Source organism: uncultured Mesonia sp., assembly GCA_947499595.1.
Taxonomy (GTDB): Bacteria; Bacteroidota; Bacteroidia; order Flavobacteriales; family Flavobacteriaceae; genus Mesonia; species Mesonia sediminis.
The window spans coordinates 110286-133620 of record CANMOY010000005.1 but is presented as its reverse complement, the minus strand read 5'-3'; the positions used below and the strand labels follow the sequence as shown (position 1 = coordinate 133620).

At 36.1% G+C, this 23335-nt stretch carries 18 protein-coding genes and 1 tRNA gene; 13 read left to right on the top strand and 6 right to left on the bottom strand.

All coding sequences use genetic code 11. The annotated features are described in order from the left end of the window. The first annotated feature begins 13 nt into the window (after positions 1-13). Positions 14-2413, top strand: coding sequence for a TonB-dependent receptor (locus ACH2AZ_RS07715; RefSeq protein ID WP_394907365.1), 2400 nt, complete (start codon positions 14-16; stop codon positions 2411-2413). Positions 2414-2469: 56 nt separating this feature from the next. Here ACH2AZ_RS07715 and ACH2AZ_RS07710 read toward each other — a convergent pair whose 3' ends face one another. Beyond that, complete coding sequence (locus ACH2AZ_RS07710; protein ID WP_394907364.1) at positions 2470-2907, bottom strand: hypothetical protein; 438 nt, start codon at positions 2905-2907, stop codon at positions 2470-2472. Between the two features lie 120 nt (positions 2908-3027). Between ACH2AZ_RS07710 and greA the strand changes: the two genes are divergently transcribed. Continuing rightward, positions 3028-3501, top strand: coding sequence for a transcription elongation factor GreA (gene greA, locus ACH2AZ_RS07705; RefSeq protein WP_147862259.1), 474 nt, complete (start codon positions 3028-3030; stop codon positions 3499-3501). A 53-nt stretch (positions 3502-3554) separates the two neighbouring features. Here greA and ACH2AZ_RS07700 read toward each other — a convergent pair whose 3' ends face one another. Beyond that, complete coding sequence (locus ACH2AZ_RS07700) at positions 3555-4364, bottom strand: purine-nucleoside phosphorylase (RefSeq protein ID WP_394907363.1); 810 nt, start codon at positions 4362-4364, stop codon at positions 3555-3557. Between the two features lie 281 nt (positions 4365-4645). Between ACH2AZ_RS07700 and ACH2AZ_RS07695 the strand changes: the two genes are divergently transcribed. The 3 genes from ACH2AZ_RS07695 to ACH2AZ_RS07685 all read left to right on the top strand — a co-directional run bounded on the left by ACH2AZ_RS07695 (position 4646) and on the right by ACH2AZ_RS07685 (position 10348). Further along, positions 4646-8710, top strand: coding sequence for a choice-of-anchor L domain-containing protein (locus ACH2AZ_RS07695; RefSeq protein ID WP_394907362.1), 4065 nt, complete (start codon positions 4646-4648; stop codon positions 8708-8710). 111 nt (positions 8711-8821) lie between these two features. Then, on the top strand, positions 8822-8980 hold the full coding sequence (locus tag ACH2AZ_RS07690; RefSeq protein ID WP_394907361.1) for a hypothetical protein: 159 nt from the start codon (positions 8822-8824) through the stop codon (positions 8978-8980). Positions 8981-9688: 708 nt separating this feature from the next. Beyond that, positions 9689-10348: a hypothetical protein gene (locus ACH2AZ_RS07685; RefSeq protein WP_394907360.1), complete on the top strand. Its 660-nt coding sequence runs from the start codon at positions 9689-9691 to the stop codon at positions 10346-10348. A gap of 169 nt (positions 10349-10517) precedes the next feature. Here ACH2AZ_RS07685 and ACH2AZ_RS07680 read toward each other — a convergent pair whose 3' ends face one another. Both ACH2AZ_RS07680 and ACH2AZ_RS07675 read right to left on the bottom strand, forming a co-directional pair. Then, on the bottom strand, positions 10518-10862 hold the full coding sequence (locus tag ACH2AZ_RS07680; RefSeq protein ID WP_394907444.1) for a GIY-YIG nuclease family protein: 345 nt from the start codon (positions 10860-10862) through the stop codon (positions 10518-10520). Next, positions 10847-10919 (bottom strand) — tRNA-Phe (locus ACH2AZ_RS07675). The genes ACH2AZ_RS07680 and ACH2AZ_RS07675 overlap by 16 nt, the downstream gene beginning before the upstream one ends. 98 nt (positions 10920-11017) lie before the next feature. Between ACH2AZ_RS07675 and ACH2AZ_RS07670 the strand changes: the two genes are divergently transcribed. The 7 genes from ACH2AZ_RS07670 (at position 11018) to ACH2AZ_RS07640 (ending at position 18694) form a co-directional block, all read left to right on the top strand. Beyond that, positions 11018-11758: a type III pantothenate kinase gene (locus ACH2AZ_RS07670; RefSeq protein ID WP_394907359.1), complete on the top strand. Its 741-nt coding sequence runs from the start codon at positions 11018-11020 to the stop codon at positions 11756-11758. Beyond that, positions 11755-12996: a hypothetical protein gene (locus tag ACH2AZ_RS07665; RefSeq protein ID WP_394907358.1), complete on the top strand. Its 1242-nt coding sequence runs from the start codon at positions 11755-11757 to the stop codon at positions 12994-12996. Before ACH2AZ_RS07670 ends, ACH2AZ_RS07665 begins: the two co-directional genes overlap by 4 nt. Positions 12997-13021: 25 nt before the next feature. Continuing rightward, the gene (locus tag ACH2AZ_RS07660) at positions 13022-14398 is read left to right on the top strand and encodes a tetratricopeptide repeat protein (RefSeq protein WP_394907357.1); all 1377 of its coding nucleotides are present in this window, start codon (positions 13022-13024) and stop codon (positions 14396-14398) included. A 1-nt stretch (position 14399) separates the two neighbouring features. Further along, complete coding sequence (gene lptC / locus ACH2AZ_RS07655) at positions 14400-14963, top strand: LPS export ABC transporter periplasmic protein LptC (RefSeq protein WP_394907356.1); 564 nt, start codon at positions 14400-14402, stop codon at positions 14961-14963. Between the two features lie 3 nt (positions 14964-14966). Next, on the top strand, positions 14967-15161 hold the full coding sequence (locus ACH2AZ_RS07650) for a hypothetical protein (RefSeq protein WP_394907355.1): 195 nt from the start codon (positions 14967-14969) through the stop codon (positions 15159-15161). Continuing rightward, entirely contained in the window at positions 15161-16450 is a 1290-nt protein-coding gene (locus ACH2AZ_RS07645; RefSeq protein WP_394907354.1) for a hemolysin family protein, read from the top strand. Before ACH2AZ_RS07650 ends, ACH2AZ_RS07645 begins: the two co-directional genes overlap by 1 nt. Before the next feature lie 123 nt (positions 16451-16573). Beyond that, positions 16574-18694: a SurA N-terminal domain-containing protein gene (locus ACH2AZ_RS07640; protein ID WP_394907353.1), complete on the top strand. Its 2121-nt coding sequence runs from the start codon at positions 16574-16576 to the stop codon at positions 18692-18694. A 58-nt stretch (positions 18695-18752) separates the two neighbouring features. Here the strand turns inward: ACH2AZ_RS07640 and ACH2AZ_RS07635 are convergent, their stop codons facing one another. Further along, positions 18753-19673, bottom strand: coding sequence for a GYDIA family GHMP kinase (locus ACH2AZ_RS07635; RefSeq protein ID WP_394907352.1), 921 nt, complete (start codon positions 19671-19673; stop codon positions 18753-18755). Further along, positions 19660-20976 (bottom strand): hydroxymethylglutaryl-CoA reductase, degradative, encoded by a 1317-nt coding sequence (locus ACH2AZ_RS07630; protein ID WP_394907443.1) that lies wholly within the window; start codon positions 20974-20976, stop codon positions 19660-19662. Before ACH2AZ_RS07630 ends, ACH2AZ_RS07635 begins: the two co-directional genes overlap by 14 nt. Positions 20977-21145: 169 nt before the next feature. Between ACH2AZ_RS07630 and ACH2AZ_RS07625 the strand changes: the two genes are divergently transcribed. Beyond that, positions 21146-23329 (top strand): S9 family peptidase, encoded by a 2184-nt coding sequence (locus ACH2AZ_RS07625; protein ID WP_394907351.1) that lies wholly within the window; start codon positions 21146-21148, stop codon positions 23327-23329. Positions 23330-23335 lie beyond the last annotated feature (6 nt).

Sequence of the window (23335 nt, the reverse complement as noted above, 5' to 3'; positions counted from 1 at the left end):
AAAAAAATTACGAATGAGAATTGTATTATTTTTAGTTGGTTTAATTTCTGCCAGTATAGTCTCCGCCCAAGAGGCAACTTATTTTTTAGCTGGCGAAATCTCAAGAAATGAAAAACCGGTGCCTTACGCTCAAATTAGTATAGAAGGCACAAAAATGGGAACCCTAAGCGATCAAAACGGTAAATACCGATTAAAATTAAAGAAGGGAAACTACAATTTAGTGGTAACCTCGGGCAATACCAAAAAAGTTGAGGTGTTTTTGAATAAAGATACACGACTCAATATAAGCTTAGATGGGGTAGAAGAGAACTTAGAGGAGGTATTTATTCAGGCGCTTAGAGCAACCAAAAAAACACCCATTGCTTACACCAATTTGGAGGAGGATGAAATAGAAGAGCGAAATCTAGGACAGGATATACCAGTGTTAATGGGTTATATGCCAGGAGTGGTTATGACATCAGATGCGGGGGCTGGTATTGGTTATACCTCTTTACGGGTTAGAGGTAGCGATGCGTCAAGAACCAATGTGACCATTAACGGTATTCCTTATAACGATGCCGAAAGCCAAGGGAGCTTTTGGGTAAACTTAAGCGATATGGCCAGTTCTATCGAAAGTTTGCAATTACAACGTGGTGTAGGAACCTCAACAAATGGCGCAGGAGCCTTTGGAGCGAGTATAAATATCGCTACAAAAGACTTTTCTGAAAAAGCTTATGCCGAGCTATCAAATAGTTATGGCTCTTTTGATACCCATAAACATACCCTGAATTTTAGTACCGGTTTATTTAATAAACATTGGGAAATATCTGGTAGAGCCTCGGTTCTTGAGAGCGACGGTTACATAGATAGAGCCAGTAGCTCGATGCGCTCTTATTTCTTGCAAGCCGCTTTTATTGATGAGAATACCAAGATTAAAGCGATTACTTTTGGTAATAAAGAAAAGACCTACCAAGCATGGTATGGTATAGATGCTAATCAGTTAAAAGAAGATAGACGATATAACCCCGCAGGAGAATACACTACAGATGAAGGAGAGGTAAAATATTATGATAACCAAACCGATAATTACTGGCAAGATCATTACCAACTGTTGTGGAACCAGACTTATGATAGTAGATGGTCATCAAATTTTGCGCTACACTACACGCGCGGTAAAGGTTATTACGAGGAATTTCAAGAGGATGCAAGTTTAAACGACTATAATCTACCGAGCTTTACAGCTAATGGCGAACTGGTTGAAACTTCAGATCTTATTAATACCAAATGGTTAGATAATCATTTTTACGGTACAACTTTTAGTGTTCAATATAATTTTAAGAGGATTAATGCTCTTATTGGTGGAGGGGCAAATCGTTACGAAGGAGATCATTTTGGAGAAGTTATTTATACCCGATTTGCACAAAATAAAGAACCTTATGCGCCTTATTATGATAATGATGCGGTTAAAACCGATGCAAATCTTTACACTAAAATTTCATACGCTCTAAGCAATAAGCTTAATACTTATATCGATTTACAAGGACGATGGATCGGATATGAAACAAATGGTGCAATTGAAGAGGGTATTCCTTTAGGTGTTGATGAGCAATATAGTTTCTTTAACCCTAAATTCGGACTTACCTATCAACCTGCTGAAGACCATCAACTTTACTTTTCATATGCTAAAGCGCATAGAGAACCAAGCCGTTCAGATTTTGAAAATGCGTTATTCAACAATGCAGATGTTGAGCCAGAAAGTTTAGACGATTTTGAATGGGGATGGCGTTGGCAAACACCAAAACTTGTCTTAAATGCTAATTTCTATTACATGAATTATAAAAACCAATTGGTTTTAACTGGTGAAATTGATGCCGAGGGAGGAGCTGTTAGAGAAAATGTAGGCGATAGTTACCGAGCAGGAATCGAATTAGATGCCAGTATCAAACTTACCAATACATTAAGCCTTCACCCTAATGTGGCGATCAGTAGGAATCAAAATAGAGATTTTAAAACTCGTTTTGACGGTGAGCTGCAAAATTTTGGCAATACAGAAATTGCATTTTCACCTAGTGTAGTGGCCGCTAATGCTATTCGGTTTTCACCAGTAAAAAATCTTCAGATCAATTGGTTGAGTAAATACGTAGGAGAGCAGTATATGAGTAACCTTGAGCGCGAGGCTTCGCGATTAGACGATTACTTTATCAACGATTTGAATTTGCAATACGTTTGGAAAAAACCACCCTTCTTTAACGAAATAGTTTTCACGGGGTTGGTGAATAATATTTTTAATGTAAAATATGTTTCAAACGGCTATTACTTCAATTATGAGGTTGAAAACACTAATATTCCAAGCGGTTTAGAGACCCTAGAAGGAGCAGGGTATTATCCGCAGGCTACTATAAACTTTTTATTTGGTATTAACCTAAAATTTTAAACAGCTAAAATTATGTTCCCCTCCCTTCCGTAAAGGAAGGGGGGGAATTAATTTAATCAATTAGTCACCACTAGGGTGTTGTTGTCTATTTTAGAAATACGATAAGCATACAAAGGGAACCTCAAATTCTCACCACTTATAAAATTCCCGGTAAACAATTCGTAGGTATTTTGCTCACAATCACAAACTAATCGGGTTCCTTCTAGCTGCATGGCATAGCAATCAGATGAAATAGGGTGGTTAGGGTCTGAGGCGTCAAAAGCTACATAGGTGTTTGTGCCAGTGTTCATTACAACAATACCAACATTACCTTGGTTGGGTATAAAAACGGGATTAGCAGGATTTAACAAAGGGGTGTATTGTGGTAGTCTAAGATTTATTTCTAAATTTACAGGTGCCCCAGCCAAGTAAGGATTGTCTAAACGGCCATCATCAGAATCGCAACTCGCAAAAAGAAGGCAAGTTAAAAGCAAAAAATTGAGGTATTTCATCATAATAGTTTTTGTGTGCGAATATAAATTGTTTTACTGATTTAATTTTATTATCTTTGGTCTTAACGAATCCTATGCGAGTAGGATTCTTTTTTTTATAGTATAATTAATAACGATGAAGTTATGAGTAAAGTATCTTATTACACTGCTGATGGTTTGAAAAAACTTAAAGCAGAGCTTGATCATTTAAGAGACGTTGAGCGTCCTAAAGCTTCGCAAGCTATAGCAGAAGCTAGAGACAAAGGAGATTTAAGTGAGAATGCAGAGTATGACGCAGCTAAAGAAGCCCAAGGTTTATTAGAAATGAAAATTTCTAAACTAGAAGAGGTGGTTTCAAATGCAAGAGTAATTGATGAATCACAACTAGACACCTCAAAAATATTAATCCACTCTACGGTGAAGTTAAAAAACCTAGCCAACAATATGGAGATGCAATATAAATTAGTAGCCCAAAGCGAAGCCGATTTGAAAGCCGGTAAAATTTCGGTAGATTCTCCTATTGGTAAAGGGTTGTTGGGTAAGAAAGCAGGTGAAGAAGCTGAAATTCAAGTGCCTAATGGAAAGATTACTTTTGAAATCTTAGAAATTTCTAGGTAATCTATTAAATCTAAAATTTAGAAAGAGGCGGAGAGATATCTTCGCCTCTTTTTTTATAAACTTGCGATGAGTTTACAGAATAAAGTGATCATTTGCGGCTCAGCTTGCTTAGCGGCTTGCATTATACTTTTAATATTCACAGGTTTTAAATGGTCTGGATCACACAAATCGGTAATAACCGATAAAGCAATGACAGGTAGTTTTAAATGATTGGCTACAATGATTTCTGGTACAGTGCTCATTCCTACTGCATCGGCGCCAATCAATTTCAAATACCTATACTCTGCCCTGGTTTCTAATTGCGGACCCTTTACTGCGGCATACACCCCTTGATGTAGCTTAATGTTTTCTTCCTTAGCTATTTTCATTAGCTTTTTGCGCATACCAGTATCATAGGGGTTACTCATATCTACAAAACGCTCTCCATGTTTTGCAACACCTTTAAAAGCTAAAGGCGAATCTCCTAATAAGTTAATATGATCTTCAAGAAGCATTAAGTCGCTGGTCTTATAATTCAAATTTAAACCGCCAGCTGCATTAGATACTAATAAGTGTTTCACCCCTAGATTTTTCATTATACGTACCGGGTAAGTCACATCCCGTAAAGTATAGCCTTCATAAAAATGAAATCGCCCTTGCATAACCATAATTTTCTTTCCGCTTAACTCACCATATATAAGTTTACCTTTATGGAATTCAACTGTTGCGGTAGGAAAATGCGGAATATGATTATAAGATACCTCTTGAATAATATTGATATGATTCACAAAATCGCTCAATCCGCTGCCTAATATGATACCAATTTCTGGTACCTCAAATCCTTTCTCTTTTAAATAGGCAGAAGTCTCATTAATAAAACGCATAATTTTTAACCTTTAAATTAAGATTAAAGGTACAAAATTAAGCTTTAACTACAGATATTAGTTTTATAACCACGAAAAACAACCTTAAATCGATGTTGTAAGTACTTTATCTAGAGTGATTTACCTATATAAAGTCATTTTAATCCGCTGAAATACAATATGTTAAAAAATTATTAAAAAAAAATTTGTTATTTATCCGAAATAAAATACCTTTAATCGTGTAAAAATTAAGATAATCGATTATTTTTGCCATCGATTTTAAGAATAAATTAGGAGTTGCTATGAAATATGCTGTGTTGGTTGTTTTTTTGATCTTCAATATTGGATTTAGTCAGAATGTGCAGGTAGATGTGAATACATATAATGCACAAGACTTAAGTGAAATGTTATTGAATAATGCTTGTTCTAGTTTATTCAATGCCGAGATGTCATCTAGTCAAGCGGTTGGTTATTTTTCTCAAAACAACAGTAATTTTCCTATTGAGGAAGGCGTGATTATTCGAAGTGGAAACGCAAAGCATAGCGAAGGTCCGTTTTCAGGGAACCACCTGAGTTCTCAAATAAATCAAAATACTAACGCCTACTTAGAAAATTTAAATGCCGCTTCTGGGCAACACGCTCAAATTACCGACGTGGCATTTTTATCGTTTGAGTTTGTTCCTTTGTCTCATGACTTCAGTTTTAATTTTGTCTTTGCTTCAAATGAGTATGGGCAGTGGCAATGTGTTTCTAGTGATGTTTTTGCGTTTGTATTGACCAATCTTAATACTGGGCAATCACAAAATCTAGCGGTAATACCCGGAACAACTACCCCTGTCTCCGTAAAGAATATAAAAGACAAGGCTTATAACAATTCTTGTTCATCAGATAATAAACATTTGTTTGGTGAATATTTGGTAAATCAACCCAATGCGGGTTTAAATATGCGAGGGTATACCAAGGTGATGAAAGCCTCGGCTCAAATTGTCCCAGGTGATACCTATAAAATAGAACTTTTAATAGCAGATTCTAACGATGCTAATTTTGATTCGGCCATCTTTTTGGAGGCTGGTAGTTTTCAAACCAATGTAAATCTTGGAGACGATGAAGCCATTTGTTTGGGGCAATCTAAAACCTTGACTACGGGATTAGATACTCAGCTTTATAACCATACATGGAAAATGAATGGTAGCGTGGTGAACTACACCAATACCAATACCCTTACGGTGACCAATCCTGGGGATTATAGTGTTGAGGTTACCGAAAATAATACAGGTTGTCTTTTAACCGACGAGATACAATTGACACAAGTGCAAATAAATGAAGCTAATAATTTAAAGATATGTTACGACGATCGAGCTAATTATTTCTGGGATTTAACCGTCAATAATCACCAGATTCTAGGTGTATCGCCATCAGATTATGAGCTTTTTTATTATGCCAGTTTGCAAGATTTGAATAGTGATTTACCTATACCTGCGGCAAATATTACGGCTTTTGCGGGTACACCCAACCAAAGTGTTTACATCAAACTGAAAGCTAAAAATAATAATAATTGGTGTACCCAAATCATCGACTTTAAGTTAGAAGTAGCGGATAAAATTCACTTAGGGCCGTTAGAAGATATTCAACTGTGCGACATTACAAAAACACATCTGGTAGATCTCACTCAGGTAAACGAAGATTTAGTAGGCCATACCCAAAACTATATGTTTGCTTATTATTACAGTCAAGCTGATTTGGAAGCTGGTCAAAATGAAATTCAAGATTACCGAGCCTTTTCTGTTTCTCCTAGTCGACGCTCAAATAACCAGAACATCTATGTAAAAGTAACCGATAGATATATGCCTGAGTGTTACGTATTTACCAGTTTTCAAATTCAAGTAAATGGACTGCCTTTGGTAGATGAGTTGCCCGATGTTATTGAGTGTAGTACTTACACTTTGCCGCCCTTGACACACGGTAATTATTTTACCCGAGCGCAAGGTGGCGGAACCCCGCTTTTTGCAGGCGACGTAATAGATGAAAGCGGAACCTATTATATTTATAACGGTCCAACAGATGCAGGTTGTTATAACCAAAGCAGTTTTACGGTTCAACTCATTGAAGAGTATGGTATAAAAGATGAATACTGCGAATTTATGCGGGTTCCATCTCCACCTGCGGGCAATTTTTATACTTTGCCTGGTGGACCATCTGGTGGCGGAAAAATAATTCCGCCGGGTACCATCTATTATAATGACGCTAGCATTTATTATTATGCCGAAGTGAATGGTGTATTCTGTAAAGAAGATACCTTTTCTTTTCAGGTTTTTCCTTTGCCTCCAGTAGATCAACCAGCAGATGTAATTACCTGTAACAATTACACCTTACCTGCCTTGACTCATGGTAATTATTACACACAGTCTGGCGGTGCCGGTGACCAATTGTTACCAGGAACGACCATCACCGAGACCACCACGCTTTATGCCTTTAACTTTGATGGTAGATGCGCAAACCAATCAGAATTCACTGTATTCATAACCCCTCAATTTGACGATGTTGTTTCCTGTGGAGCTTTCCAACTTCCCGAGGTCGAAGTAGGTGGGTTTTATAGCTTGCCTAACGGTCAAGGAAACCTACTCACATCAACAACTAAAATTAAGTTTTCTCAAACCATATATTATTTTGCAGAAACCACTACATCACCAAATTGTACAACAAACCTGAGCTTTGAGGTAACCATTTTTGATAAACCTAAGGTAGACACTTTGCCCAATGTGGTGCAGTGTGCAAGTACTCCTTTTGTTTTGCCTCCTTTGCAAGATGGTGAATACTTTACAGAGAAAAAACGGGGTGGGCAAATGCTAGCTCCAGGCGATGTGATAGCAGAATCACAAACCATATTTATCAATAATGCTACCACTACTTGTATGAGCGAGACCTCTTTTACCGTAACTTTAATTCCCTTACCCGTAGTGCCTAATTTTGCCGATGTTTATACTTGTGATACTTACGAATTACCAGAGATAACAGGTGCAAAATACTTTAGTGGCCCTAATGGAAGTGGAAATGAATACTTTTCAGGTGACCTAATTCATTCTACTCAGAAGTTATTTTTGTATAAAGAGTCTAGCAGTTTAGTGGGTTGCGACAATGAAGATTCTTTTACCGTATATGTAGAGGGCGTAGAGGCAACTCAGTTACCTGATGTTCTTGCTTGTGAGACTTTTGTGTTGCCTCAATTAGCAGTAGGGGAGTATTTTACCGAACCTTATGCTAAGGGGCAGAAACTTCAACCTGGAACCGAAATCAAAGAGAGTAAAACAGTATATATTTTTGCTCAAAAAGGAGATCGATTTACGTGTTTTGATCAAACCTCTTTTAGGATAGAAGTAGAACCTAAAATAGATTTAAGCGCTTTTGAGCACTATACGCACTGCGGAGAATTATATCTGCCAGATCTGGCTCAAGAAAATCAAGATTTTAGGTTTTTTGTAGATCCTAACTTCAGTAAACCTGTAAGTCCAAATGCATTGCGTTTAACAAAGCCAGGAAAGTATATTTTTTATGTACAAGCCTCTTCTAATTTAATGGATGGTTGCATAAGTGAAGGCCGATTCGAGATAGAAATATTCCCGATAAAACAACTGAATTTAGAACCGGCTGCTATATGTTTAGACCCGGAAACAGGTGAACTATTGTCAACAGCTTTTCTAGAAACGGGACTTGATCCAAATAAGTACAATGTCTATTGGTACCTAGAAAATCAACTGGTGCATGAAGGAGTTAACTTTGAGGTTACTCAGGCAGGTACTTTTGAAATAGAGGTAGAGTTAAAAGAGATTAGCCATGTAGAGGATTGTGGCTATTACGCAACTTCGGTTCAGGTTTATGCCTCTAGCCGACCAGAGATTAAAGTTAATGTGTCTGAGCCCTTTTCTGGGGGAGCAGAGGTTTTTGTTGAGCTGATAAAAGCTGAGGGTGAAATGATGTACCAAATCGATGATCAGCCTTACCAAGAAAGTCCTTATTTTACCGGAGTAGGTTCTGGCCCTCATTTGGTACGTGCTAAAGGTAAATATGCCGATTGTGGCGAGGTAGTAAAAGAGATTCAGGTTATTAATTATCCTAAATTTTTCACCCCAAATACCGATGGAATAAATGATTATTGGAATATTAACGATATGTACGATTATCCAGAGGCTAAAATTTACATTTACGATCGTTTTGGTAAATTAATTACTTCTACCAATCCGCGAAAGCGAGGTTGGGACGGTTCTTTTAACGGAAAACAAATGCCGTCTGCGGATTATTGGTTTCAAGTAGAGTATAAATATCAGGGAAATATAAAAGTGTTTAAATCGCACTTTACGCTTAAAAGGTAGTTCTGATTATCTAATTTTTCTTAGGCAATAAACAATAGTTAGTTACTTATGAATTAAAGCTTTGTATTTTTTCTGTTTGGCGTTTTTATTCTAAGTTTTAGAAAAAAAGTTATGAATCCGAACAGTTTAAAAAAATCAGATCAAGAAAAAGATGAATTTATTCTAGCCGATATGCACCAAAATGGTGTTTACTTGGATGAGTCTGTGCTAGGACCTCTATCGGCCAAAGCACCAGCTAAGAAAAATACTAATAAAAGATTAGAGAAGTGATTATTGGCGGACTAAAAATGGGACTAACCAGTCTAAAATTTTACTTTGCAAATGTTTGAATACATTATATGCCCTTGGTATTATTGAGTCATTACTAGGAAAGGTTAAACCAATTATCCTATTTTAATTACACCTTGTCTTGATTAATTTGTAAAAGCGTAAAATTATATATAAATTGGTTTATTTGTACTACTAATCCTAAGAATATAATTTTTACCGATACATTTATCATATAAACTTAGTAATTGAGATAAAATTTTAACATTTTAAATTTTTAGATATTATTTTTTTTCTTGCAATCGTGTTTGGCCATACATCTAAAAAAGTATAATTAAATTTAAAAAATAAAATGAAAAATTTATTTAGAGTACCTTTTATTAGGTTGTTAGCAAGTATGGTTTTTGCTACTTGTAGTAAGGAAGACTATTAAGAATAATGAATAAAGACCGCGATATTTCTATTTTTTCCGTAGCTATATTACTTTTATAGCTTTAAAACTATTTGGAGCAATAATTTTCATTCAGTTACAGGTATTTTTTTGGCTGTTTTAGTCTTAATCCCTGTGATTTTAAGAGTGATTAGACTTGCCTTGCAGAATAATCGAAAATAAAATAAATTAATTATAGAATTTTATATTCAGTTAATACGCTGGTGGTTGCTTTTATGGCAGTTAGCGTATTGGCTTCTTGTCAGAATAAAGCAAGAAGTATGAAGGTTATAGAAGAAGTGCATAGCGATTCTATTAGCTATACTATCTATGAAGGTAAAAATAAAACGAATGAAGATAATGATATTCAGTGTGCAAAATATTATTCCTATAAAAAACTAGAAAATGGCTATGAAGTAAGAGGAGCAGATTTGCGACATTTAATTTCTTTTCTTCTAGATGTTGATTTAAAAGATGTTATTGTTGATAACAGAATTGATAAAAATTTTTACACTTTAGAGTATAGAGGCTCTGATGCTACAGCGCTAAAAAACCTTATATTAAAAAAGTTTGTTGAGTATTATGATTTACACATAAATAAAAATCAAAAGTTAGAAAAAGGTTATACTTTAGGTCTAGAAAATGATAAAATAAATATTTATGTGGCAGAAAACAATCAAAACACTAGTGTAGAGCAAAACGGTAGCATAGTTAATATGCGTAATGCTAATTTAAAAATATTAGCCAGTGTTATTCAAGATCTATATGGGGTAAAGGTTACTACGGGTAAAGGGCAAGAAAATTTACGAGGATATAATATAAACTTTGATTCAGTTATGTCCATTACTTCTTTACAAAACTTTTTAAATGAAAAATATGGTATTCAATTTGAAGAAGAGCAATTTAGTGTGTTGAAGTATAAGGTGACAAAGAATGAATAATAAATTAATAGTTTAAAATCATTGAGCTATTTTATTCTTTCTGTGGTTGTCTCTATATTTTTCGGTCTATCCTCATAAGTTAGCTATGACAATTATACAAAAACCCCGATCAAAAGATCGAGGTTTTGCGGTGGTGCCTCTAGTCCCTATGCTTCGGGAGAACCAGGGACTATTTTTTATTAATAATGTCATTTAAGATATCTGGCTGATCTATAATTTTAAGTATAAACTTTTTGCTTTTCATTCTTTTAATGAAATTCTCTAAATAAAGCGCGTGGTTTTTGTTTCTGCATTTAAAAGCGAGTGCTAGTTTCCAATCGTCTGCAGCCTTTGTGAATGACTTATTAAAGCTATTTTCATTGTACATCTTTAATCTATTTTGGACGTCCAATGTTTCTCCAACATAGAATTTATTTAAGGTAGCGCTGTGTATAATATAAAGAAAATGCTTAACCGGTTTAAAACAAAAAACCCCGACTAAAAGTCGAGGTTTTGCGGTGGTGCCTCCAGGAATCGAACCAGGGACACAAGGATTTTCAGTCCTTTGCTCTACCAACTGAGCTAAGGCACCAGTGCTTGTAAGCGGTGGCAAATATATATTCATTTTTACATTCTACCAAATAATTTGATAAAAAAAACTACATTTGTTGTGAAATAAAATGAAAGGGATTGAGCAATTTAATTTTAGATATCGGTAATACTTTTGCCAAAGTGACTGTTTTTCAGCAGGATAATATTGTTGCTTGGTGGCGCGTAGAGCGTGACAGTTTGGTTGAAAAAATAAATTCAGTTTTATCCGAAAATCAAATCCGTAAAGCGATTATTTGTAATGTGAGTGTAGTGATTCCTGAATTAGAATCGGTTTTTAAGCTTCAACAAATTGAATTTATACATTTATCTGCAACAACCTCTCTTCCTTTTCGTAATTTATACGCCACTCCAAGAACTTTGGGTAAAGATCGAATTGCTTTGGCTGCCGCTGCCGTTGGTTATTACCCTGCACGTAATGTTTTGGTTATTGATGCTGGTTCTTGTGTGACATATGAATTTATAAATGATCAAAATGAATATTTAGGAGGGGCAATTTCGCCAGGTTTAAAAATGCGGTTTGCCGCCATGCATTCTTTTACCGCTGGATTGCCAGATCTACGGGATCAGCCTTTTGATGATCTGCCCTTGATAGGAGATGAAACTAAAACAGGAATGCAGATTGGCGCAGCTGAAGGATTGGCCAGAGAAATAGATGGCTTTATAAATGATTATAAGAAAAAATACAGCGATTTAACAGTTATTTTTACTGGGGGAGACCACGAAATTTTGTCTAAGCGGTTAAAAAATAGCATATTTGCAGCGCCCAATTTTCTGGCCAAAGGATTAAACTACATTTTAGAATTTAATTTAAATAAATGATTAAAAAAACATTTTTTATTCTCTTAACCTTTCTAGGTTTTGCAGGATTTGCACAAGATAACACCGCATCGCCATACTCCTTTTTTGGGGTGGGTACCAATAAGTTTAGCGGTACCGTAGAAAATAGAGTTATGGGTGGCTTGGGCATCAAATCAGATAGTATTCACATCAACCTCCAGAATCCGGCAGGATATGCTGGTTTAGGTTTAACCACTTTTAGTGTGGGTGCATCGCATACTAGCAATACCATAAGTGATAATATTTCAGAAAGCAAAGTTACTGCTACAGGATTAGATTATGTCGCTCTAGCTTTTCCTGCAGGTAAATTTGGTTTTGGTTTTGGACTTAAACCATTTAGCTCTGTAGGTTACGAAATGGGTGACTTCACCGAGGATCGCGAAGCTAGCTTTAGCGGAAGTGGTGGCGTGAATAAACTTTACTTAGGAGCAGCTTATCAAGTTTTACCTGAGCTTAGCGTAGGTGTTGAAGGTGGTTATTACTTTGGTAACATAAAGAATAAAAGTATTTTAAGACAACAGAACGTTCAATTTGGTACCCGAGAAAAGAATAGATCAGACCTTAGCGGTTTTAGATTTAATTTTGGTACACATTATGAGAAAATGCTAACAGATAAATTGCAGTTAACAGCATCTGCAACCTATGCGCCAGCTAGTACTTTAAATGCAAAAAACGAACGACAATTGGCTACTATTGTGCTTAATTTAGGAGATGATGAGTTAGTGGCAGAGGAACGTGAGATCGCTGTGGCCGATAGTGAGCTAGACTTGGGTGCAGTCTCAAGTTTTGGTGCGGGTATAGGGCAACCTAGAAAGTGGTTTGCCGGATTTGAATACCAAATTACCGAGGCGAATAAATTTTCAAATCGTTCGTATAGTTTAAATAATGTAGCGTTTAATACGGGACATTCTTATAAATTAGGTGGGTATTATATACCTAATTTTAATGATGTTACAGGGTACTTTAAACGAGTTACTTACCGTGCAGGATTACGTTATGAGGAGTTAGGTTTAGCGATTAATCAAGAGAGTATTGATGAGTTTGGCATATCTTTTGGAGTTGGATTGCCAGCAGGAGACTTTTTAACCAATATCAACCTTGGAGTTGAGTATGGCCAAAGAGGCACTACCAAAAACAACTTGGTTGAAGAAAAGTTTTTTAGTTTCTTTGTGGGCTTATCACTAAATGATAAGTGGTTTATAAAAAGAAAATACAATTAAAATCAATAGAGACAATTCAAATACTATGAAAATCAAATTCTTAATTTTATTGGCCATTGGTGTTTTTGCAAATCAATCTGTTGCTGCTCAAGAGGTAGATTGTGCTAGAGCTTTATCTTTGTTTTCGCAAAGTGCCAAGGTGAAAGATTACAAAGCAGCAAAACCTTATTATGAAAAATTGATAAAATCTTGTCAAGATTATCACATTAGCCTGTATCAGTACGGAGATCGTATGTTAAAGCATTTTGCTAAGTCTACTAAAGATGATGCAGATTTGCAAAAACAATATGCCGAGCAATTGATAGAGAATTATAAATTAAGACTCCAAAATTTCCCGGCAAAAACTTCAAAAGGAGAAACCTATGCCAACATCGCAGAGGCAATGTACGATTATAAAATCGGTACAGCAGCCGAGCAATTGAGTTGGTATGAGAAAGCCTGGAAAGAAGATAAAGAGAATGTAAATGACCCACGTACGCTTTATGTTTACTTTAATATTTTGGTAGCTGAACAAGATGCTGGAAACCGTGACTTACAAGAGGTTTTTACAATGTATGATGAGTTAATTCAAAAAATTGAAGAACAAGAAATTTATCGTGCCGGTCAAGCCGAACCTTTGCTTAAAAAGCAAGAGCTAGGTGAGTCTCTAAGTAGTAAAGAAGAGCGTATCTTAAAAAATACTGATATCTACTTAAATAATTTCAATAAAATTAAACAAGGAATTAACGGGTTGTTAGGAGAAAGAGCAGACTGTGACAACCTTATTCCATTATATAATAAAGAATTTGATGCTAAAAAAGAGGATGTAGAGTGGTTAAAGAGAGCAGCTAAGCGTTTATCGGCTAAAGAGTGTACTGGAGATCCTTTGTTTTTTAAATTAGTTGAATCTTTACACAAACAAGAACCATCTGCTAAATCAGCGCTTTATTTGGGGCAATTGGCTGCTAAAGACGGAAAGTATAGCAAGGCTTTAGAGTATTACGAGCAGTCGGCTGATTTAGAAGATAATAAAATCGATAAAGCTAGGGTGTATATGATGATTGCTGGGAACTATAAAAAGTCTGGAAGCTTCTCAAAAGCACGTAGTTACTATAAAAAAGCTTTAAGCATACAGCCATCTTTGGGTAGCGCTTATTTGCAAATAGCAAGTATGTATGCTAGTAGTGCAAACAATTGTGGAGATACCACTTTTAATAAACGTGCTGTATACTGGTTGGCAGCAGAATATGCAGAAAGAGCAGCGCGTGTTAGTCCGGCGATTAGTTCATCTGCAAAGCAAGCCGCTGCAAGTTATAGAGGAAGAGCACCGCAGAAATCTGATGTTTTCCAAGAAGGTAGAAAAGCCGGGGAAACCATCAAGATTGGATGCTGGATTGGAGAAAGCGTTCGAATTCCAGGATAAGATGTATATTAAAAAAAGTCTAATTATTCAGTTTAAAAACATTGCTGCTATCGCTATAGCAGCAATGTTTTTTTCTTGCAATGAACGCCTGAGTACGGTAAGAAAATGGGAGGTGCAAGAAATAAAACCACAAACATCTGGTCAAGGTATTAAACTAGTTTATACCGATAGTGGTAAAATCAAAGCTTTTTTAAGAACTCCATTGATGCAGGACTTTACACAATTAGATTTTGGTTATAGAGCTTTTCCAGAGGGTTTAGAGCTTGACTTTTATGATGAGAAAAATCAGAAAAATACCATTAAAGCCGATTATGGTATTTTATATGAACAAACGAATCTGGTAGATCTTCAAAATAATGTCGTAATCACTACAAGTGATAGTGTGGTGCTTAAAGCTAATCAACTTTATTGGGATCAATCTAAACAGTGGGTTTTTTCTGATGTACCCTATCAGGTTCAATTCAAAAACGGAGCGGTGAATAACGGCGAAAGTTTTGATGCTAATGAAAAATTTAATAAATTCATCTCGCGTTCTAATAAAGGAATGCAGGTTATAGACCAATAGACTATGAATAAAGTGTATAAATATTTTGAATATGCTTACCTTGTAATAGCAGCCTTCTTTACTTATGAAACGATTATGCTTTGGAATAAAGACCGAAGCCAAGCTTACTTATTTAGTTTTTTTGTAATTCTGGCAATCTTTATGTTCTTTTTTAAGCGAAGGTTTAGGAAACGCGTAGAGAAACGCAATCAGCAATAATGGAGTTAGATCTTTTTATAATTTTATTATCCTTAGTTCTCTCCGCCTTTTTTTCAGGAATGGAAATCGCCTACGTTTCGTCCAATAAAATTCATATTGAAATTGAAAAGAAACAAAATGATTTTCTAGCTAAAGTATTAGCAAAGCTTACCAAAAAACCATCCAAGTTTATCGCAACCATGTTGGTAGGCAATAATATAGCCTTAGTGATTTATGGTTTTTTTATGGGGGATTTGTTAGTAGAATTATTGCAACAATCCGTAAATTCAGATACGCCCTCTTTTTTTTCCTATTTGGTCAATGAAGCCTTGCTTTTTACACAAACTTTAATTTCTACATTGGTAATTCTTTTTACGGCTGAGTTTTTGCCTAAAGTGTTTTTTCAGATATATGCCAATACATTGCTTAAGTTTTTTGCTTTACCAGCTTATTTCTTTTACCTCTTTTTTACTCCGGTTTCAGCATTTGTCATTTGGATATCAGATTTAGTGCTTAAACTTTTTTTTAAAACCGAGGGCGATGAGGTGCAATTGGCTTTTAGTAAGGTAGAATTGGGGCATTATATCAACGAGCAGATGGATGCCGTTCAAGAAAATGATGAGATAGATTCAGAAATTCAAATCTTTAAAAATGCGCTTGATTTTTCAGAGGTTAAGTCTCGAGAAGTTATGGTGCCTCGAACAGAAATTATTGCCGTAGATCTAACCGAAACTCCACAAAACCTAATTAATATTTTTACCGACACAGGCTTGAGTAAACTGCTGGTCTACAAAGAGAGTAATGATGATATTATAGGCTATGTGCATTCTTTTGAATTGTTTAAAAATCCGCAAAGTATAAAAGATATAATGATACCAGTGGTGTATGTACCCGAAACTATGCTGGTGAAAGATGTATTAAATTTACTGATTAAAAAACGAAAAAGTATCGCAGTAGTGCTAGATGAATACGGTGGCACTAGTGGTATGATGACGGTCGAAGATATTGTAGAAGAGTTATTTGGGGAAATTGAAGATGAGCATGATGCACCAGTGCTCATCGAAGAAGAGTTGGCCGAAAACGTGTACAAATTCTCGGCTAGAATGGAGGTTGACTACATAAACGAAACCTATAAATTAGATCTCCCCGAAGAAGAAAACTATGAAACACTTGGTGGGCTTATTGTTCATCACACCGAAGAAATTCCTCAAAAAGGAGGACAAATCATGGTGAATGATTATAAGATTAAAGTGCTCGAAGTTTCCAACACAAAAATTGAATTGGTACAAATTGAACGATTAGAAGATTAAGATTAGCCATAGAAAATTGCTTAAAAAATAAAAATAAGCCTAAGTTTTTCTTTGAAAAATATTTTATTATCTGTATAAATATCTTATTTTCGCCCACTATATTTAGATAAATAACCTTTAAAAATGGCAGTATTAAATAAAATTAGACAACGTTCTGTTTTTCTAATCATCATTATCGCATTAGCTTTATTTTCTTTTGTTTTAGCTGATTTGTTTAGAAGTGGAGGATTTTCGGGTGCTAAAGATCAAAACATCATTGGTGTTGTAAATGGTGAGGAGATTAGCCGTGAAGCTTTTGCAAGACAAGTTGAGGGGGTTCAGCGTAATTCAAGAGGGAACTTAACCACAGCACAAGCCGTAAAGCAAGTTTGGGAAAATCAAGTAAACCAGACTTTGTTAAGTGAACAGCTTGAAAAATTAGGCCTGCAGGTAGGAAACGATCAAATCAACAACAGTATCAAGCAGCAATTTGCAGGTAATCCAAATTTTACCAATGAAAATGGACAATTTGATTTTGGTAAAATGAAAGAATACATTGCTAATTTAAAGGCAAACTCTCCAGAGGCATATCAGCAATGGGTGAGTATAGAAAATAATATTGCTCAACAGGCCAAAGCACAATTGTACTATAATCTTGTGCGAGCAGGTGTTGGGGCAACTTTAGTTGAAGGCGAGCAAGCTTATAAAAAGCAAAACGATCAAGTTAACTTGAATTTTGTACAAATACCTTACGAAAAAGCTGGAGAAGTAGAAGTAAGTAAAGAAGATATTAAGGCTTATTTACAAGATAATAAGAAAAAATATACCACCGAAGCTTCTCGTGCTATACAGTATGTGTATTTTGAAGAAAAGCCTTCGCAAGCGGATGACGAAGAAACCAAGGAAGAATTGATGAGCCTATTAGAAGATAGAAAAATCTACAATGAGGTTTCTAAAATGGAAGAGGAAATCAAGGGCTTAAAAAACACTTCTGATTATCAAGAATTTATTAATGAGAATTCTGATTTAGCCTATGAAGATCGCTTTAGTTTTAAAGATGAACTTCCAACGGCATTTGCAGACGCACTAATGAGTACCGAAACCGGAGCTATATATGGGCCATACAAACATAATAACTTCTGGAAAGCCTCTAAGGTGGTGGAGTCAAAACAAATGACAGATTCTGTAAAAGCAAAACATATTCTGGTAGCTTATTCGGGAACTGCAGTTGGTCAAGATCTAGAACGTACCAAAGAAGAAGCTAAAAAATTAGCGGACAGTTTAAGCACAGAGTTGAAATCCAATCAAGATTTATTCAAAGAATTCGCACAGGAGTTTTCTGCTGATGCGTCTACCAAAAATAAAGAAGGCGACTTAGGTTGGGTAAACTATAGAAATACGAATAGCTCCGACTTTATTGATTATCTTTTCGCAGATACCTCACCAAGTTTAGGGGTAACAGAAACAGAATTTGGTTTTCACGTAGTTTTGATTGAGGAGAAAAAAGCGCCTAAAAAGGCAATTAAAATTGCAACAGTTGCCAAAGAAATAGAACCATCTGAAAAAACGGGTAATGATTTATTTGCTGAAACTACAAAATTCGAAATCGCAGCCGGCGAATCAGATTTTCAAGAAGTAGCCAAATCAAATACTTATGAGGTTAAAGATATTAACGGTATCAAAGAGATGGATGAAGCTCTAGGCGGATTAGGTAACCAGAGAGCGATTGTGCAGTGGGCCTTCAATGAAGATACAGGGGTAAACGACATTAAACGTTTTGATGTACCTACAGGATATGTTGTGGCACAATTGACACAAAAGTATGATAAAGGCCTAATGGCCGTTGAAGAGGCTTCAGAAGAAGTTACACCAATTATCAAAAAAGAAAAGCAAGCAAAAATTCTTCTTGATAAGATAGGTAGCTTTGAGAGTTTACAAGACTTAGCATCTAGCCAGCAGGTTGGGGTGAAAAATGCTAACGCTGTTAATTTAGAGAATCCGTTCTTACCAGGAGCAGGTTCTGAACCACAAGTAGTGGGTGCAGCTTTCTTTTTACCTGAAGGTAAACCAAGCGCTCCAATTAAAGGTGAAAAGGGTATATATGTTGTAGAAGTAACTGGCAGAACGGCTGCTACACCCCTAGATTCATACCGTCTGATTGCAGAGAGAGAGTCGAAAGAAAGAGCCAACCAAGCTACTAATGCTTTGATGAAAGCTTTGAAGAATTCGGCAGAAATCGAAGATAAAAGAGCTAAGTTTTACTAAGTCCTTGACTTAGATCTAGGTTTATAAATAAAAAAAGCAGCTTTTAAAGTTGCTTTTTTTATTTTATAAAGTCCTCGAAAGAAAAATAATTGGTGTAACCCTGATGAATGAAATAGTCCATATCTTTTGCTTTTCTCGTGGTTACCAATACAAAATCTCCTCCCCAGCCCCCTAAGCTTTTTATGCTATAGGGGTAATCCTTAAAGCGCTCTTCTTTTACCGTTTTAATACCTAAGACTCTACTTAAAACCGATTCGCTTTTTTCTAACACAGCTTCAAAATCGGTTAGGGTTTGGGCAGTCAATAAATTTTGGGTTATCCTATTTTGTACTTCGATAAGATGGGTGCGCTGACTTTTTTTTAGCTGCTGATAATGCGCAATAGCCTCCCGACTATTTTTTTTCTCATTTAAATAAACAAAAAAGAGTTGCTCCTTAAAATCGGGGGCGAAATGTATAGGTTGTACGCTTGGTGTATACGGTTGGTTGGTTTTCTTATAAAGTATGGCTGTGCTAGCATCCGCGCAAGCGAGATCATAACCACTACCGCCAAAAGTATTCTCGAGAAGTTCGTATGCATTTACCCCTGCCCACTTACTTAAAGCGTAAATAAGTGTAGAAGAAGAGCCCAAGCCCCAATCTTTATCAAATTCTAGCTGGCTGGTTATTTTATAACCGCCAGTTTGTGCTAAATTTGGTTTTCTAATGAAAATGTACTCTAGGATTTCTTTTAAGCGGGTTGTTTCAGAGGTTGCTGGCGTTATTTGTTCGAATAGCTGGTTGTTTTCAAGCTTAAAAATAACTTCAAACCAAAGGCTGTTATCGGCAAACAGGCTTTTCCATTGAATTTCTGGTTCATTAATTTTTTCAAATCTAAAGATTTGACCCAGTTGGGTAGGAAGTGCCAGGCTTTGAGCTCCATCAAGTACCCCGTATTCGCCAGACAATAAGATCTTACCGTTTGCTCTAATTTGCTGCATCACGCATGGCGTTTAAGGTTTCGACTACTTGGGTATGGCTTATGGTTTTGTTCTCATACATTTTGGCGATGGTTGTTTTTTCTTCTTCGGTAGCTTGAAATTGGTTTAAGATATTCATTAAGTGCATTTTCATGTGTCCCTTTTGAATGCCTGTAGTGGTCAATGAATTTAGGGCAGCAAAATTTTGTGCCAATCCGCAAACTGCGGCAATACGCATAAGTTCTTGAGCATTCGGGTTACCCAGCATTTCTAAAGCTAATTTAACCAATGGATGCAATTTAGTTAAGCCACCTACAGTACCTAAAGCCAGAGGTAAGCTCATTTCAAAAATAAATTCATCATTTTCAATGCGCGCATCGCTCAAACTGCGATAAGTGCCTGTTCGGCTAGCGTAAGCGTGCACGCCGGCTTCAACGGCTCTAAAATCATTACCCGTGGCCAAAACCAACGCATCAATTCCGTTCATAATTCCTTTGTTGTGTGTCACCGCACGGTAAGGTTCTACTTGAGCAATTTGTACAGCTTGTACGAATTTTTGTGCATACTGTTTGGCTTTATCTTGATCTTCAGCTAGTGCCGATACTGGGCAGCTAACCTGTGCTTTGACCAGACAATTGGGTACATAATTGGATAATATACTCATTACCACTTCAAGCTTATGGGTGCTATTTGCTAATGCTGCATTCAACTCGTTTTCCCAAAGCTTAGCCATTGCTTCTAGGCAAGAATTGATGTAGTTGGCGCCCATGGCGTCTAAGGTTTCAAAACAAGCATGAATTTGATAGTAATTTTCTAAGGCATCGGTTTTGTCTATTAAGTCAATTGTCGTAAGTCCGCCGCCTCTTTTTATCATATTTGCGCTTACCTCATTGGCCGTTTCAATTAAGCTTTGTTTTAGAGAATTGAATTGTGAGAATAAAAAATCGGCTTGACCGTTAAAGGTAAAATGTATTTGTCCTACCTTTTCTGTTCCTATAATTTCGGTTTTAAACCCGCCTCTGCTTTGCCAAAATTTAGCTGCATTGCTGGCAGCAGCCACCACAGAACTTTCTTCTATGGCCATGGGCAAGCTATAGAATTGGCCATCGATTAAAAAGTTAGGCGCCACGCCAAAGGGAATGTATAAGTTGCTAATGGTGTTTTCGGTAAATTCGTCGTGTAATTGTTGTAGTTGTTGGTTCGAATTCCAATACTGCATCAAAGTTTGTTTGGCTAAATCTGCATTTTGAAAAAAATGAGTTGCTAGCCATTCGATCTTATCTTGCTTACTTAATTTAGAAAAACCTTGAATTTGCTTCATTATAAATTTGAATTATTGCTGGGCAAAGATACTAAGCTCAATTCAATTTAAAGCTAAGAAGATAATGAAGCTAATTTTTTGCTTAACATAATCTTAGTATTTAACAACAAAAACCCGTTAAAATCCGTTAATTTTTAGTAAACTTGGATTCGAAAAAAATGAAATATAGATTATGAGAATTTTTAGGCCTTTCGCGCTAGTTTTTTTTATGGGTATTTTTTTGGTAAGTGCTCAAAATAAGCAAGTTACTTTAGAGGAGATTTGGGGAGGAGCTTTTAGGCCGGCCTATATGGAATCTTTAACTTCATTAAACAACGGAAAAGAATATGTAGTGCAACACTATGACCGCAGTAACCAAAATATGCGGGTTGATGCCTATAGTTACGAGACGGGCGAGCAAACGAGAAATATTTTATCTTCAAATAAAATCAAACAACTTAATTATTTCGAAACCTATCAGTTAAGTCCGAATGAAAATTTCGCGCTTTTGGGGGTAAATACAGAAGCGATCTATAGACGTTCTACGCGCGCCATTTACTTTGTTTATAATTTAAACAATGGAGAGAATATCATGTTAGCTGCTCACCCAGTTCAAGAGCCACAGTTTTCGCCAGACGAAACCAAAGTAGCCTATGTATACGAAAACAATATTTATGTTAAAGATTTAGCTTCTGGAACCACCACTCAGTTGACCCAAGATGGTAAAAAGAATGAAATCATAAACGGGATTACCGATTGGGTTTACGAAGAAGAGTTCGCTTTTGTTCGCGCATTTGATTGGAGTGCAGATGCTTCTAAGATAGCTTACTTGAAGTTTGACGAAACCCGTGTTCCTGAGTTTTCAATGGATATTTATGGGAGTTATAACAATCAATTATATCCTAGTCAACAGGTGTTTAAATACCCTAAAGCGGGTGATGATAATGCTAAAGTGAGTTTGCATATTTTTGATTTAAACCAGAAAGAAAGTAAGTCGGTTAAGCTGCCAAAAAATTATGAATATTTGCCGCGTTTAAAATGGACGAAAGACAAAGATGTTTTAAGTGTACAGGCCTTAAACAGACATCAAAATGAAATGGATTTATTGTTTGTAAATGCAACTTCGCTTGAAGCGGATGTAATTCTAGAGGAACGTGATGAGGCGTATGTAGATGTAACCGATAACCTTACTTTTTTAAACAACAATAGCTTTATCTGGACAAGTGAAAAAGACGGCTATAATCATATCTATCATTATAGCAAAAAGGGTAAGTTAATCAACCAAGTAACTCAAGGTGATTGGGAAGTGACGGCATTTTACGGATTTGACCCTAATACGGGAAGAATCTTTTTTCAAAGTACAGAGAACGGTAGCGTAAACCGTGATGTATATAGCATTTTGGCTAATGGAAAAAATAAGCTGCGTTTAACGCCTAAAACCGGAACCAATAATGCAGACTTTAGTGCAGATTATAGTTATTTTATCAATGATTATTCAAGTGTTAATACGCCAAGCGTTTACACTTTGCATCAAGCTAAAAATGGCAAGTTGGTACGTAAAATACAAGACAATAGTGCTTTAGCAGAAAAAGTAAAAGACTACGGTTTTTCTCCAAAAGAATTAAGCACCATCCGTGTAAACGGCGAAGATTTAAATATGTACATGATTAAACCCCATGATTTCGATGAGAATAAAAAATACCCGATGCTGATGTATCAATATTCAGGACCCGGATCGCAATCGGTGGCCAATACTTACTTTTCTACTAATGATTACTGGTACCAATTATTGGCCAACCAAGGTTATATAGTTGTTACCGTTGATGGTCGAGGTACAGGGTTTAAAGGAGCTCAGTTTAAGAAAGTCACCCAAAAAGGATTGGGTAAATATGAATTAGAAGATCAAATCGCTGCTGCAAAATTATTGGGGGAGCGTGATTATATAGACGAAGATCGTATTGGAATATGGGGTTGGAGTTTTGGTGGTTATATGTCTTCAAATGCAATTTTTAGAGCAGGAGATGTATTCAATTTAGCCATCGCAGTAGCACCCGTTACAAGCTGGCGTTTTTATGATACTATATATACAGAGCGTTACATGACTACACCTCAAGAGAATCCTACGGGTTACGATGAGAATTCACCCATTACGCACGTAAGCAAATTTGACGATACCAATCATTTTTTGCTTATACATGGTAGTGCAGATGATAATGTTCATGTACAAAATACCATGCAATTGATCGAAGCTTTGGTGCAGGAAAACAAGCAATTTGATTGGCGTATTTATCCCGATAAGAACCATGGAATTTACGGAGGTAATACCCGCTTGCACTTGTATACATTAATGACAAATTATATTTTAAAAAACTTATAAATCAAC